This window comes from Streptacidiphilus albus JL83 (assembly GCF_000744705.1).
Classification (GTDB): domain Bacteria; phylum Actinomycetota; class Actinomycetes; order Streptomycetales; family Streptomycetaceae; genus Streptacidiphilus; species Streptacidiphilus albus.
On record NZ_JQML01000001.1, the window covers coordinates 2,541,036 to 2,554,673 of the forward strand.

Genomic DNA, 13,638 nt, shown 5'->3' on the forward strand with positions numbered 1-13,638 from the left:
CGCCACTGACGGACAGTCAGTGGCGGCTCAGTGCTGCCAGGGGGTGCCCGGGACCTGCTGGGCGGAGTCGTGGCCGAGGAGGTCGACGACCGTCGGCGCGGCGATGCCCGGCACCCGCATCCGCACCCGGCGCAGGTCACCGGTGGCGTCGATCCAGTACGTCAGCGGGGACAGGCCGCCCGGGTCCGCGGTGCCGGACTGCTGCGGTTGCGGGTGCGGGCCGGAGAAGATGTCGTAGTGCCGCCCGTCGATGTCCTGGGCGCCCAGCCAGCGCGGGCCGGACTGGGCCAGCAGCTGGGCGTTGTCCGGCCGGTCCGTACCCAGGCCCATCAGCAGTTGCAGCGCGGCGTCCAGGGGGTCGGCGGTGTAGGCGCGCGGGGACCAGCCGCTCGGGGGGATCCGCGCCGCGGCCACCGCGGGCGCGCTGCCGTCGCGCGGCAGCGGAGCCAGGCCCAGGCCACCGGTGTCCCAGGCAATCAGGCCCCGTCCCAGCACGACCTGGTGCCCCGTCGCGATGTAGCTGCCCACCGCGTGACCGGTGCGGTAGTCGACCAGGCCCCGCACCTCCTCGACCATGCCGTTGTCGTCGACGCGCACCGTGACCGCGACCGGGCTGGCCATGTAGGTGGTCAGCCGGGCCAGCGCCATTCGGTTAGCCTCGTCCGAGCTGATCGCCCGTACGACAGCGGACCGGGGCTCGCTGGACACGGCGAGACCGGCACCGCCGACAGCCAGGCCCAGAGCCATAGCCGCAGCCAGCCACATCCTCGGCGACCTCCGCAGTGGCAGTCGCATCGGGTTTCTCCTCAACAGCTCGGGGGACGGCCGGAAGCGGTGCACGAGCAGGCAGAACGTCCGCTTCGTTTGCAGCCGTGACCGGCGATCAGCCGAGCAGGAGCCGAACCAGGATGCAATCAGGCGCGCCAGCGCGGGTTCCGACGGATCGTCCGTGCAGCTCAGTGCATGCGGTCGGGGCATTCCGAGCCGACTGTGCCGTTCCGCTCTGCTCATCCGCTCGGTCGTCATTGCCCGGCGCGGCGACCGGCTGCGCGGTGGCGTGCCGTACCGAGGGATGATCCGCGAGGACCAGCAGCCGAAGGAACCGCCGCCGGAGGAGACACCCGGCAGCTCCGGGGAAGCATCTGGCACGTAAGTGGCACGGCGGTGATCAGTACCGCTGCCACCCTCGGAAACGATCAAGGCCCAGTTCTCGGGATCATCCCCGCTGAGCTGGGCCTCGGTCGTACTGTGCGATCACTCGCAGGCTGTGGGCACAGACGGTTTCGAACCGCCGACATCTGCTTTGTAAGAGTATGCAGATGATCAGGCCACTGAGCTGCGGCTGCCCCGGGCGGGCACTCGAACACTTCCGGTGTCCGCCGGTGACCGCCGTTGACCGGTGATCGCTCCCCGATCTGGCACGGATCTGGCACGGCGGCGGCGCCCCGGCGCTCATCGTGGATCACCTCGGCCGAGGGCCGCCAACTCCTTGATAGCACTCCCCTCGTGGACACACACCGGCCCGGTGATCGGGGTAGCTTCAAGTCATGAGCGCTGCCGGAGAGAGTGGACCCTTCACCGTCGAGAGCGCGGGACGTGCGCTCGCCGATGCCTGCCGGACGGCGGCGCTCGACGCTTCGGACGCCGTGTTGCTGCGGCTCGGCTCGAATGCTGTCTACAGCCTCCCGTCCGAGCGGGTGATCGTCCGCATCGGGCCGAGTGCCGCAAAGTTGAAGGGTGTCGAGCGACTGGTTCGGGTCGCCCGGTGGCTGGAGGCCGAGGACTTCCCGGCGACGCGTCTCGTGACGGGCCTGCGTCAGCCCGTGGTGGTCGACGGCCGGACGGCAACGTTCTGGGTCAATGCGCAGGATCGTGAGGAGTACGCGAGCATCCCGGAGTTCGCGGACTTGATCCGACAGCTCCACTGGCTGACGGAACCGGAGTCGCTGGGTCTGTCGACGCACGACCCGCTCGGCGCTTGGGACGCCAGGCTGGCCAGACTCACGGCGGTGCCGGCGGATGACGTTGAGTTCCTGAGCCAGCGGTTCGAGGAACTGCGCAAGCTGTACGGTCGGCTGGACTTCGTGCTGCCGTACGGGATCATCCACGGGGACGCCAACGTCGGCAACGCGCTCCGCGACCGCGCCGGCCGCGCGATCCTGATCGACCTGGACGACGTCGCCCTCGGAGAGCGTGAGTGGGACCTCGTGCTGACCGCCATGTACTACGAGCGGTACGGCTGGCACACCCGGGAAGAGTACGAGTCGTTCGTCTTCCACTACGGCTTCGACGTGATGAACTGGCCCGGCTACCCGGTCCTCGCCGACCTGCGAGAGCTGCTGATGGTCGCCTGGCTGGGCGGAAAGGTCGACGGCGAGCCGGAGGCGTACGCCGAGTTCGCCAAGCGCATGCAGGCAGTGCGAACTGACGGAAGCCGCCGCGACTGGCGTCCGCTGTGATCTGTCCGATCGTCAGCCGGATCGGTTCCACTGGCGGTATTCGGCGGCCTGGCCGGTGAGGTCCTGCACGGCTGCGGTGTCGGCGAAGCGGAGCAGGTGCTTGCGGAAGTCCCGGACGTAGGTCACTGCGCGGGCGGACTTGAGCTGCTCCCCGAGGTCGAGCGCGTCCAACGCCGTGGCGCAGGCAGCTTCGAGGTCTCCGGCGCCGAGGTGGGCATCGGCCAGCACCATGGTCGCGAAGAAGTCACTCCGGACGTGCCCGCTGGCGGCGCCCTGGGCGTGGACGACTGCCTGCTTGGCCTTGGCCAGATCGCGGAAGCAGTGCCCGGCTTCGGCGGCGAGCTCGGCCGCGTCGAAGTAGGTGATCCACTCGGGCTCGTCCTCCAGCCGTTGGGTCTCCAGCGCGCGAGCGGACTTGGCGAGGGCGGCTTCGGCTTCGCGCACGTCTCCGGCCCCGGCCAGTCCCCGGGCCTCCATCGCGTGGAACTGCGCCCGCAGGGTGGGGGTCGTCACCCGCGAGATCCCCATCTGCGCGGCGCGCGCGAGCCGAGTCGCCTCGCGGAAGCGCCCGAGGAACGTCGCCTGATGGCTCATCGCGGACAGGATGCTGCCGGCCAGACGCCGGTCCTCGCCGTCCTGGGCCAGGCGCAGGGCCTGGACGAAGTACCGCTGGGCGATGCCGTGGTGCGCGGTGTCGTAGGACATCCACGCGGCGAGAAGCGTCGCCTCAGAGACCGCGCTGAACAGCGCACGACCGACAGCCTCGGTATAGCGGCCGGTGAGTAGCCCGGCGACTTCGCTGTTCAGGTACTGCATCAGCATCGGCCGGGCATGACCGCCTCCGTAGGAGTCGTCCATGGCAGCGAACATGTCCGTCGTGGCCTTGACCCGCTGCACGTCCCGCAGCCCCACCCGGATGCCGGTGGCATGCTCGGGCATGGATGCTGACGCGGGGGCTACGAGCCACTCCATGGACGCGGCGTCCGAGGCACCGTCTTCCGGCTGGGCAGTGAGCAGGGCTCCGGCCTGGTCGAGATCCGCGCGCCACAGGCGGGCCACAGTGGTCAGCGCCTCTTCGGGCGTCTCGGGATAGCTCGCCCCGGGGAGCTCCGCTGCGGGGACCTGGGCCTCGGGTAGAGCAAGCGCCGCCGGGGACTTGCCGTACGCGCGACACAGTAACCGCGTGTACAGCTCGTCCGGCTCCGCGCCCTCGTTCTCCCACATCGCAATCCGGCGCGAGACGCTGGCATCAGTGGGAAGGGTGACGCCCTCCTCGGCGGCTGCGCTGCGCAGGGCGTGGATGAGCTGCGCCTTCGACCATTTGCGAACGGCGCGCTCGTGCTTGAGCCGTTCGCTTCTGCGCTGCTGCTCGGCGTTCGTCTGCGTCGCCTCCCCAGGCCGTCCCGGGCGCACGCGCTCGGGACCGGTGTCCATGATGGCTCTGCTCACGATGGGGAGTCAAAGGACTCCAAAGCGTCTATCTTCGTCGGCAGTTGGCCGGCGTCGCCTCCCCGGGTGACCAAGACGGCCGGACGGGCGTCAGGGGATGTCATCCCGCGTCACCCCTCGTCATCTGCCTACGATCGATTCCGGGGCGGAAGCTGCTTGTAGGGCGGCTGACCAGCCGTCATACCTGACTTCCGAAATGGGTCGTGGTGGAAGATGACGTTCAGGCGTGGCATAGGGTGGCTGATCGACTCGGCGGAGAATCCGGCGGACTGCCGCCGGGCATGGGGCAACGAACCGCGCAACCCGTACCTGATCCCCACAGGTGAGACCTTCGACCTGATCTCGGTGGACCTCCGACTCGGCCTGAAGACAGCCGACCTGCTGCGCAGACGACGGCTTCCGCTGGGACCGGTGGCGCTGGACTACAGCGCCCGTCGCGCCGGCTTCCTCCTCCCGCCGGGATCGCGGGACACCTTCGAGCGACTGGTCTTCCTGGAGACGCTGCGCGCACCGCAGTACCGCTACCTGGACGAAGGCTCGTTCGCCGTGCTCCCCGGCCCTGTGGCACTGGCGGCGGACTGCCACCAATGGCTGATCTCTCCCCCGTACCGGCCGACACCCGAACTGCGGCAGGCCACGGCGCTGGCGCTCATGCTCGTCGCGGCGGCCGAGCTGCTCAGACGAGCGGACCGCTTCGGCGATACGCCTCCTCCCTCGGCTCCGACGGCGGACCAGACCGACAGCGCCGACTTCATGGACGCCGTGGACACAGCCCTCAAGCGGATGGCAATGAACAGTGCCCACTGACGAGACACACGGCCACGGCCCGGACGCAGCACGCTGGGAACCCATCGGCTCGGCGGCCTGGTACGAGGCACGAAACGCTGCGGCGGCACTGCGGGACGTCCTGATCGCGGCAGGACTGGCGGAGCACTTCCCCTTCCTGCGCGCCGAGTTGAACGCCTTCGGCCACGGCATCGTCGACCTCGGCCGCACAACCCCCGAAGCCGCCGCCCGAATCGCCGAACTCCTGAACCTAGGCATCGAGATGACCAAGAACCCTGGACAGCGCGGGCCGCACCGTACGGAACGGGGCTGACGGACCATGGGAACGAGGTCGGCATCCATGCGCAAGTACCCCGGCGAACGGACGGCGTGCGCCCCTCGCGCCGAGATCCTCCAAGAAGGGATTCCCTACAGCGGGCTGGTCGGCCGCGCAACGCTTCACGAATATGCTCGCAGAGAGCCTCCTCTATGCCGACCTGACGGAGGGTTTCGGCGCGCTCCGCGCGGACGTTAGCGTCCACGGGCAGGGCCTCGTCTGCCTGGGCGCCCTCCCCTCCGCCGTGGCCGAAGAACTCGCCCGACTGCTCGCAGCCGGGCTATGCGCCGAACTGGACGGCACTGACGGCAACCAGGCTGCCGCATGACGTGTGCTGCCGGGCCACTACGCCCTTGGTTGGGTGGAGCCGTTTAGCTAATAGCCCTCGATCATCTCGGCGCGGTTGATGGGATGCCACATATCAGAGAAGTGCCTCAAGTCGTGACGTATACGATTGTGTCCACAATTCAGAGAAATCACATGTAGCCAAACACGTACGAGCCGCCATGGCCTCGACCCCCTTGACATGAACTGGCGCGCTAGGGCCGCGCAAGGGACTGCTCCGGCGCAGCAATTTCCGGGACGACTGGGTCAAGGCCAAGAAGGACGCTGGGATCTCCGCCGATGTGCACTTCCACGATCTCCGGCGCACGGGCAACACCCTCGCTTCGAACGCCGGGGCGAGCACCCGGGAGCCGATGACCAGGATGGGCCACAGCAGCACTCGGGCCGCGCTGATCTATCAGCACATGACCGCCGGCCGGGACCGCGCCATCGCCGACAAGCTCGGCGAGATGATCCGCAAGGACCATCAGCCGAAGGAACAGCCGCCGGAAGAGCCGTCCGGCAGCTCTGGGGAGGCATCTGGCACGTAAGTGGCACGGCGGTGATCAGTACCGCCGCCGCTCCCGGAAACGATCAAGGCCCAGGTCGCGGGAACGTCCCCGCTGAACTGGGCCTTCGTCGTACTGTGCGATCACTCGCAGGCTGTGGGCACAGACGGTTTCGAACCGCCGACATCTGCTTTGTAAGAGCAGCGCTCTACCACTGAGCTATGCGCCCCTGGGCGAGGCACAAGGATACCCGCTCCCCGGGGTGGTCCGTGTCGGGCTGGATGCGCGGGGCGTGGGGCGGGTGCGAGGATAAGGGCACGGGGGTCGGCGCGGCCCGGTGGTGCGGGTCGGTGAGCGGGAGACGACGTGGCGGGCGGATCGGCGCGGTGGCGGCGTGGCGAGGGTATGCGCGCGGACGCACAGGCCGCCAAGGATGCTGCTGCCCAGGCTTTCTACGACCTGGACATGGCCCAGCGCGACGTGCGGATCTCGGTGGAGGCGGTCACCGCCGCCGACAACTCCCCCGGCGCGCGGCGCGCGATCGCGGACTTCGCCGAGCTCGGCAACCGGATCGACCGGATCAGCTCGGACTACATCACCGCCCTCGACTCGATCGATCTGGACGCCCAGGAGCTGGACGCCGGGGCCGTCGCCCGGGCCCGGCAGAGCCTCGAACAGTCGCGGCAGCAACTGCTCGGCGCCAAGGCCGAGCTGGAGCGCTTCTCCGGCTTCCTGCAGCCGCTGCTGGACGCCGCCGAGACCCAGTTGGCGCAGGTCGTGCCAGCCGTGGAGCGGGCCAAGCAGGGGTGGCTGGCGGCGAGCAACGCGCTGGACGCCGTCCGCGCGGCGCGGCTGAACGCGGACGATCTCGCCCGTCGGCTGGCGGCGCTGTCGCCGCAGCTGACGCTGCTGACCGAGGGCGCGGGCAAGCACGGCGTCCAGGCGGTGCTGCGGACGGCGGCGGAGGTGCAGCGGAGCGCCGAGGCGGTGCGGGCCGAGGCCGAGCGGCTGCCGGAGCAGGCGCGCGAGATCGACCAGCGGTTGGCCTCGCTCCGCACCCGGACCGACGCGCTGGAGACCAGGGCCGCCGGGGTCGACCCGACCCTGAGCGAGCTGCGCCGACGCTTCAGCGCGGCCTGCTGGGAGGACCTCCAGCAGGTTCCGCAGCAGTCGGTGGAGGCCGTCCGCAACGCCCGGACCCGGCTGGTGGAGGCCGAGAAGGCCCGGGACGAGCAGCGCTGGGCCGACGCCGGCAACGTCCTGGCGACCGTGCGGACGCTGCTGGCGACGGCGGACGGCGCACTGTCGACCGTCAACGAGCGGCTGCACTCGCTGAACGAGGCGCAGCGCGCGCCGCAGGCCGAGATCGAGCGGACCCGGTTCGCGCTGCGCGACGCCCAGCGGCTGGCGATGACCGGTCGCAGCGCGCCCGACCCCCGGCACGCCGCGCCGCTGGACGCCGCGCTGCTCCGGCTGGACCGCGCGGCCGAGGCGCTGACCGGCCGGCACCCCGACTACTGGCAGTTCCTGACCGAGATGGCGGCGGTCCGGGAGACGGCGGCGCAGGTGGTCCAGCTGATCCGCGAGGAGCGCGGGGCCGGCGCCCGCTGAGGAGCCATCTCACGGACCAGGTCGGGGACGGCGGGGACGGCGACGGGGAGCGGCGGAGACCGTAAGCTTCGGCCATGCCTCGTTATGACTACCGCTGCCGTTCCTGCGGAGCCACGTTCGAACTCCGCCGTCCGATGTCCCAGGCCAACGCCCCGGCGATGTGCCCGGCCGGGCACGAGGACGCCGTGAAGCTGATGTCCATGGTCGCCGTCACCGGCACCGCCGGCGCTGCCGCCGGCGCGCCGAGCGCCCCGAGCGGTGGCGGCGGGGGCTGCTGCGGCGGCGGCTGCTGCGGCTAGTCCCACGCCGGGGAGACGGAAAGCGCTGGTAGAAGCGCGCCCCGGCTAGCCGACCGCCGCCGTCACCAGAACCCGGGCGAGCAGGCGGCGGACGATCTCCTCGCCCGCCGCGACGCCGACCTCGGTCAGCGCGGTCACGCCCGGCGCGACCCAGCCGCTGTCGGCGAGCTCGCCGTGGCCGGGGCGATAGCCCGCGTCCGCCGCGAGCAGCAGCTCGGCGTCCAGCAGCGAGTCGCCGGCGGAGAGCACGGTGGAGGCGCCGGTGCGCCGTTCGACCTCGGCCAGCGCGGCCGACTTGGTGAGCGGCTGCGGCACCAGGTAGACCTTCCGTCCCTGCAGCGAGACGGTGTAGCCGCGGGTGTCGGCCCAGCCGGTCAGCTCCTCCACCCAGCCCGTCGGCAGCAGTTCGCGTTCGACCACCAGATAGGCGAAGAGGTCCTCGGCGACCCGGCGCTTCAGCGTCCACTCGGGGTCGGCCTCCAGCGCCAGGTGGTGGACGACCTCCTCCAGCGGGGCGCAGTTCTGCGCCAGCGCGGCGCTGACCTGGGCGGCCCAGTCCTGGTCGGGCTCGCCGTCCACCAGCAGGTGGCCGCCGTTGGCACAGACCGCGTAGCGCGGGGACCAGCCGGGGACCGGTCCGGGCAGGTGGACCCGCTGGTACTGGGCCCGGGTCCGGGTGGTGACCGGCACGAACTCGGCCGCGCCGATCAGCTCGACCAGCAGTTCGGCGCAGCGCTCGGTCATGAACGACAGCGGCTTGCCGTGGTGCACCTCGACCGCGATCAGCCGGGGCGCGTCCTCGTCGGACATGTCGAGCGCCAGGGCGCGCGGCGAGTAGATCAGCGTGCGGTCCAGGTCGCTGCCGATCAGGAAGCGGGTGTTCATACGGCGGTGCCCTCGTCTCCGGTTGCCCCGCGGTTGTAGCGGGGGTGGATCAGTCCGACGCAGCTGTAGGGGAGGTCGTCGACGACCTCCACCGGAACCCCGCGCTGCTCGGCGAGCAGCCGGACGTGTCCGAGCTCGGCGTCCGCACCGCGCCGGACCAGGACCCGCCAGGGCACGCGCCGCAGCAGGACCCGGGTGGTCTCGCCCACGCCGGGCTTGACCAGGTTGACGCTGTGGATGCCGTACTCCTCGCTGATCCGCTCCATCGCGGCCCAGCCGGACCAGTCCGGTTCGCGCTCGGGCGCGTCGGCGGACATCGGCACGGCGGTCCCGGCGGCCCGGACGTCGGGGAAGCAGGCGGCGACGGCGTCCAGGAACTGCTCCGAGACGTCGCCGCCGGCCAGTTCGCGGTAGTACTTCGCGCCGTGGAAGTCGTCCGGGCCGATCAGTCCGGGCCGCAGCACGGTGCGCGAGACCAGGCCCGAGACGGTCGAGTTGAGGCAGGCCGAGGGGATCAGGAAGTCCTCGCGGGTGCCGAAGGTGCGGACGCAGCGGGCGGGGTCGGCCAGGACCGCCATCGCCGGGTCGAAGCCGGTGCCCTCCAGCGCCGCCGCCAGCTCCCGGGTGATCGCGCCCTTGCCGGTCCAGCCGTCGACGAAGACCACGTCGGCCGGGTCGTGGTGGGCGCGGAGGTAGCGCAGCGCCACCGGGTCGATGCCCCGGCCCCGGACGATGGAGACGGCGTAGTGCGGCAGGTCCAGGCCGTGGGCGTACTGCGCCCAGCGGCGCATCAGGATGCCGACCGGCGTCCCGGCCCGGGCCAGCGAGGCGAGGACGGCGCCCCGGCCGCGCTCGGCCAGGAGGGTCTCGGTCACCACGGCGACGGCCTCGGCGATCCGGCCCGCCGAGTCCCGCAGCGCCGCGTGGAACAGCTGCTGGTAGGCGTCGGTGGGCTGGTACTCGATCGGCAGCGACTCCGCGTAGTGCGCGCCGCCCTGCTGGACGGCCTCCTCGCGCTCCTCGGTCGGCGCTTCGAGGGTGACCCCGGACAGGTCCTTCAGCAGCCAGGAGACCTCGTCCGCACGGTAGGAGGAGAAGGCCGGTCCATGGAGCGGGGTCGGCAGCACCGCCACCGACGGCACCGGCGCGGAAGGCACCGCCACCGACGACACCAGCGCGGGCAGCGCCGCTGCCGACGGCACCGGCGCGGGGGCGGTCCGGCGCGGCCGGTGGGCGGGGACGGCGGCCAGCAGCACCAGGTCGGTGACGCCGCGCAGCCGTTCCAGCAGCCCCCGTCCCGGTGTGTGCAGCGGGGCGGCGTCGCCCTGCGAGTCGACCACCAGGACGATGGCGTCGAAGCGCCGCGCGGGGTCGACGCCGGGGTCGACGTTGTAGGCGTAGCGGGTGCCCTCGCCGTCGGCGGGCGCGTCGTGGGCGGGGAAGGCCAGTCGGGTGCGGATGGCGTAGCCGGGGTCGTCGACCGCCAGCACCGGCGAGCGGGTGGTGCTGGAGAAGAACACCGCGTCCTCCGGCTGCGGCAGCGCCTCCTGGAGCGCGGCGGCGAGGCGCAGCGGGGTGTACATCAGCTCCTCGGTGCCGAGCACCAGCACCCGGCGCGCGGAGCCGCCCTCCGCCGTGAGCGCCGAGGCCAGCCGCGCGGCCATGCCGGGCAGCGCCGAGGCCAGCCGCGCGGCCATGCCGGGCAGCGCCGCGTCCAACCGGGCCCGGTCGGCCGCGTCGTAGCCGTGCCGGCCGCCGTCGCGGAGGCCGGTCGGCCAGCCGAGGTCGACCCGGCGCAGCGGGGCGTGGCTGCCGTCGGTGAGGGTGCGGGCGGCGCAGGGGTTGCGGCCGTCCTCGGCCTCGACCAGGGCCGTGCCCCGAGCGAGCACGTCGGCCGGCAGGCCGACGGTGCCGCTGACGGTGGCCACCACCTCGATCCGGGTGCCGAGGTCGGCGGCGGCCTTGGCCAGCCGGTCGCGGTCGCGGTCCGCGCGCAGGTCGACCATGGTGGCGACCACGTAGCGGGCCCGGGGGTGGCGGGCGTGCAGCGCGGTGATGGTGTTCACCAGTGTCTGCCCGGTGGAGAGTTCGTCGTCGACCAGGACCAGCGGGCCGGGTCCGGCCAGCAGGTCGGCGTCCTCCGGCAGCAGCAGGTGCGAGGTGGCGTGGGAGTGCTCCTCCTCGAAGCCGCCGACCGGCTCCACCCCGGCGACCGGCCGCCGGGTCGAGTGGAGGTAGCGGGCCGGGATGTCGCCGCCGAGGCCGTCCGCGACGCAGTGGCCGAGGCCGGTCGCGGTCTCGGCGTAGCCGAGGACGACCGCCGCCGACGCCTCCGCGCCGAGCAGCTCGCGGACCGCCCGGCCGAGGTCGTGGCCGGCCCGGTAGACGGTCGCCGGCCGTTGCGGCACGTGCTTGCCGAGCACCTGGGAGACCAGCAGGTGCGCCCGCAGCGGATTGCGGCGCAGCGCCAGCCCCAGCAGCTCCCGCGCCGGGCCGGCCGGGAGCCGCACGCCGAGGCGGCGCTCGACCCACTCCCCGGGCCAGACGTCGGCCGCTTCCACGGTTGCGGTGGGCTGCTGCTCAGCTTTCATCAGGCTGCCTTCTTTGTTGCTCGTTCATGCTCAGCTCACCAGCCGCAGATGACGGCCGGGTGTCGTCCGGCCGACCGGAAGATGCAGGTCGGCCGTTACGGGGGGAGCCGCCTCAGCGGCACAGGCAGGCGGCCAGCAGCTCCGCGAAGGTGACGTCCTCACGGGCGACGCCGAAGACCGAGGCCCGCAGCATGACCCGCTGGGCCCAGGCCCGGTGCGGCTTCACCTCGTTCATCTTGTTGGTGTACGCCGAGCGCAGCACGCCGCCGCCGGAGCGGTCCTGGTGCAGGATGTCGGCGGCGTCCGACCACTCCTCGTGGGTGGCGACGGCGAGGGCGTGGACGGCCGGCACATGGCTGGGGTGGATGCAGGTCTTGCCGAGCAGCCCGTTGGCGCGGTCGAGCTCTATCTCGCGGATCAGCCCGTCCAGGTCGTGCTCGATCAGCCGGCGCCGGACGCCGTCGGTCGGCGGCTCGGTGCCGGAGAACGGCGACTGCCGCAGCTGGGGCTTGAACTTCCGTTCCTGGACCGGGAAGTACTCCCAGACCGGACCGGTGACGGTGAAGCCGCTGCCGTCGGCCCGGCCCAGCACATTGACCACGTCGCCGATCACCGAGGCCACCAACTGGACGTCGTAGGCCGTGAGTTCCGGCGGACGGCGGAGTCCGTAGGCGGAGCAGAGGTCGGTCACGCCGAGCCGGACGGCGAGGATCTGCTCGCGGTGCTTCTCCAGTGCCCGGGCGATGCCGGAGAGCGTCTCCCGACGGGTCTCCAGGTGCGCCAGCTCCGGCGACTCCAGCACCGGCATGGCGAACAGCCGCAGCCCGGTCGCCGCCCGGACCGAGGCCAGGGCCTCCAGGAACGGCAGCCCGGTCTCCTCGGTGAACTTCGGCAGGACGAAGCCGGAGAGCAGCCGCAGCGCCGGTCCGAGCCGGGCGGCCAGGTCGGTGATCTGCCCGGCGCGGCGGACCCGGACGAAGAGCAGCGGGACCGGTGCGGCGGAACCCGACGCCCCGTCCTCCGCCCGGAGCTCCTCCTCCTCGGCCAGCCGGGTCAACTGCCGGACCAGGTTGGCCTCGGCGTCGGCGACCTCGCGGTCGTCGATGGCGTCCTCCAGGCAGAGCACCATGGACACCACGCCCTGCGCCGCCTGCTTGCGGATGTCGGCCAGCAGGTGCGGGCGGGTGGCGGGCGAGTAGAGGGTGGCGCCGAGGGCGGTCGAGAGCACGCCGGGGGCGCTGTCCCGGTCGAAGTGCGCGGGTTCGTGCAGAAAGAGCCGTTGCCGGGTCTCCGCATCCAGTTGGCTGAAATGGTGCACGGGCCCCCCAGAGTGTGGTGTGCCGAGGAAAGTCATGGGGCGTGGGGGCCTGCCGGGATCCACCGGGGCCGTTGGGTGATCATCGTACGTAAGAAGTCGCCATAATCCAGCCAGGAAACATGACGTTTTCGGAAGCGTGGCCACCGGTTAACACACCGGTCTCATCTGCCGACTCGTCCGGGCGCCGGAGGGCCCCGCATTGTCCTGGGCCTCCGCCGGACGGCAGGATGAGCCCATGACCCGGGTGATGCCCAAAGGCTCGAACACTCCCCTGTCCGCCGTCGACGCGGTACGCGCCGTGCTGCGCTGGCGCGTCGCCCCCGGTGGACCGGACATCGACGTCGTCGCGCTGCTGCTGGGCACCGACGGGCGGGTGCGCAGCGACGAGGACTTCGTCTTCTACAACCAGCCCCGGCACCCCTCGGGCCGGGTGCGGCACCGCTCCAAGACCCGGCGCGGCGAGGACCTCACCGACATCCTGGACATCGACCTGGCCCAGCTTCCGGCCGAGGTGGAGCGGGTGGTGGTCGGCGGAGCCGCCGAGGGCGGGAACTTCGCCCAGGTCACCGGGCTGTGCATCCAGCTCTACGACATCGCCCGGGGGCCGGACGCCGAGCCGCTGGCCCGCTTCGACATCGCCGACGCGAACCAGGTGACCGCGATGCTCTGCGGGGAGATCTACCGCCGCTCCGGCGGCTGGAAGTTCCGCGCGATCGGGCAGGGCTACGCCTCCGGGCTGGTCGGGCTGGCCACGGACTTCGGCGTCACCGTGGACGAGGACGAGGAGGAGGCCGGCGCGTCGGCCCCGGTGACGGTGCCCGCCCAGCAGTCCGTCCCGGACGGGACCGCGCCGGACCAGGGGTACGGCTACCCGCAGCTGCTGTCCGCCCCGCCGATGCCGGAGACGGCGCCGGAGGTACCGCCGCAAGCGCCCCTCACGGCGCCGGAGGTACCGCCGCAAGCGCCCCTCACGGCGCCGGAGATGCCGACCCAGCCCGCGCCGTTCCCGATGCCGCCGCTGCTGCCGGAGCCGGAGGGCTTCGCCCTGCCGCCCCAGGGCCCGCAGTTCCTGTCGGTCGGCTGAGGCCGAG

Annotated in this window: 12 protein-coding genes, 1 tRNA gene and 1 pseudogene; 8 read left to right on the plus strand and 6 right to left on the minus strand. The window is 72.0% G+C overall.

Going from position 1 to position 13,638, the window contains the following annotated elements; genetic code table 11:
- Positions 1-27: 27 nt before the first annotated feature.
- Positions 28-648: a hypothetical protein gene (locus tag BS75_RS10990; RefSeq protein WP_231607743.1), complete on the minus strand. Its 621-nt coding sequence runs from the start codon at positions 646-648 to the stop codon at positions 28-30.
- An 899-nt stretch (positions 649-1,547) separates the two neighbouring features.
- Here BS75_RS10990 and BS75_RS10995 point away from each other — a divergent pair.
- A complete protein-coding gene (locus BS75_RS10995; protein WP_034088096.1) occupies positions 1,548-2,459 on the plus strand; it encodes an aminoglycoside phosphotransferase family protein in 912 nt (303 codons plus the stop codon).
- A gap of 12 nt (positions 2,460-2,471) precedes the next feature.
- Here BS75_RS10995 and BS75_RS11000 read toward each other — a convergent pair whose 3' ends face one another.
- On the minus strand, positions 2,472-3,908 hold the full coding sequence (locus BS75_RS11000; RefSeq protein ID WP_231607744.1) for a hypothetical protein: 1,437 nt from the start codon (positions 3,906-3,908) through the stop codon (positions 2,472-2,474).
- Positions 3,909-4,121: 213 nt separating this feature from the next.
- Here BS75_RS11000 and BS75_RS49215 point away from each other — a divergent pair, with 213 nt between their 5' ends.
- The 4 genes and pseudogenes from BS75_RS49215 to BS75_RS11020 all read left to right on the plus strand — a co-directional run.
- Positions 4,122-4,715 (plus strand): hypothetical protein, encoded by a 594-nt coding sequence (locus BS75_RS49215; protein WP_052069340.1) that lies wholly within the window; start codon positions 4,122-4,124, stop codon positions 4,713-4,715.
- A complete protein-coding gene (locus BS75_RS11010; protein ID WP_034088097.1) occupies positions 4,705-5,007 on the plus strand; it encodes a hypothetical protein in 303 nt (100 codons plus the stop codon). Before BS75_RS49215 ends, BS75_RS11010 begins: the two co-directional genes overlap by 11 nt.
- Before the next feature lie 133 nt (positions 5,008-5,140).
- A complete protein-coding gene (locus tag BS75_RS11015; RefSeq protein WP_034088098.1) occupies positions 5,141-5,338 on the plus strand; it encodes a hypothetical protein in 198 nt (65 codons plus the stop codon).
- 211 nt (positions 5,339-5,549) lie between these two features.
- A pseudogene (locus BS75_RS11020) lies at positions 5,550-5,885 on the plus strand (tyrosine-type recombinase/integrase); the annotation flags it as partial.
- A 115-nt stretch (positions 5,886-6,000) separates the two neighbouring features.
- On the opposite strand, the gene BS75_RS11025 reads toward BS75_RS11020, so the two are convergent.
- Positions 6,001-6,072: transfer RNA gene (locus BS75_RS11025), tRNA-Val, on the minus strand.
- A gap of 176 nt (positions 6,073-6,248) precedes the next feature.
- Between BS75_RS11025 and BS75_RS11030 the strand changes: the two genes are divergently transcribed.
- Entirely contained in the window at positions 6,249-7,454 is a 1,206-nt protein-coding gene (locus tag BS75_RS11030) for a coiled-coil domain-containing protein (RefSeq protein WP_052069341.1), read from the plus strand.
- Positions 7,455-7,528: 74 nt separating this feature from the next.
- The gene (locus BS75_RS11035) at positions 7,529-7,753 is read left to right on the plus strand and encodes an FmdB family zinc ribbon protein (protein WP_034088100.1); all 225 of its coding nucleotides are present in this window, start codon (positions 7,529-7,531) and stop codon (positions 7,751-7,753) included.
- Positions 7,754-7,798: 45 nt separating this feature from the next.
- On the opposite strand, the gene BS75_RS11040 is transcribed toward BS75_RS11035, so the two are convergent.
- The 3 genes from BS75_RS11040 to BS75_RS11050 all read right to left on the minus strand — a co-directional run bounded on the left by BS75_RS11040 (position 7,799) and on the right by BS75_RS11050 (position 12,547).
- On the minus strand, positions 7,799-8,638 hold the full coding sequence (locus BS75_RS11040) for an HAD family hydrolase (RefSeq protein WP_034088101.1): 840 nt from the start codon (positions 8,636-8,638) through the stop codon (positions 7,799-7,801).
- A complete protein-coding gene (locus BS75_RS11045) occupies positions 8,635-11,229 on the minus strand; it encodes a phosphoribosyltransferase (RefSeq protein ID WP_042436979.1) in 2,595 nt (864 codons plus the stop codon). Before BS75_RS11045 ends, BS75_RS11040 begins: the two co-directional genes overlap by 4 nt.
- Positions 11,230-11,341: 112 nt before the next feature.
- A complete protein-coding gene (locus BS75_RS11050; RefSeq protein ID WP_034088103.1) occupies positions 11,342-12,547 on the minus strand; it encodes an HpcH/HpaI aldolase/citrate lyase family protein in 1,206 nt (401 codons plus the stop codon).
- Between the two features lie 235 nt (positions 12,548-12,782).
- Between BS75_RS11050 and BS75_RS11055 the strand changes: the two genes are divergently transcribed.
- Positions 12,783-13,631 (plus strand): TerD family protein, encoded by an 849-nt coding sequence (locus BS75_RS11055; protein WP_034088104.1) that lies wholly within the window; start codon positions 12,783-12,785, stop codon positions 13,629-13,631.
- Positions 13,632-13,638 lie beyond the last annotated feature (7 nt).

Excerpts from the sequence above, each read along its gene's own strand:
- BS75_RS49215 (WP_052069340.1), top strand. The coding sequence starts at position 4,122 with ATGACGTTCAGGCGTGGCATAGGGTGGCTGATCGACTCGGCGGAGAAT.
- BS75_RS11040 (WP_034088101.1), bottom strand. The coding sequence starts at position 8,638 with ATGAACACCCGCTTCCTGATCGGCAGCGACCTGGACCGCACGCTGATC.
- BS75_RS11030 (WP_052069341.1), top strand. The coding sequence starts at position 6,249 with ATGCGCGCGGACGCACAGGCCGCCAAGGATGCTGCTGCCCAGGCTTTC.
- BS75_RS11055 (WP_034088104.1), top strand. The coding sequence starts at position 12,783 with ATGACCCGGGTGATGCCCAAAGGCTCGAACACTCCCCTGTCCGCCGTC.
- BS75_RS10990 (WP_231607743.1), bottom strand. The coding sequence starts at position 648 with ATGGCGCTGGCCCGGCTGACCACCTACATGGCCAGCCCGGTCGCGGTC.
- BS75_RS11035 (WP_034088100.1), top strand. The coding sequence starts at position 7,529 with ATGCCTCGTTATGACTACCGCTGCCGTTCCTGCGGAGCCACGTTCGAA.
- BS75_RS11045 (WP_042436979.1), bottom strand. The coding sequence starts at position 11,229 with ATGAAAGCTGAGCAGCAGCCCACCGCAACCGTGGAAGCGGCCGACGTC.
- BS75_RS11015 (WP_034088098.1), top strand. The coding sequence starts at position 5,141 with ATGCTCGCAGAGAGCCTCCTCTATGCCGACCTGACGGAGGGTTTCGGC.
- BS75_RS10995 (WP_034088096.1), top strand. The coding sequence starts at position 1,548 with ATGAGCGCTGCCGGAGAGAGTGGACCCTTCACCGTCGAGAGCGCGGGA.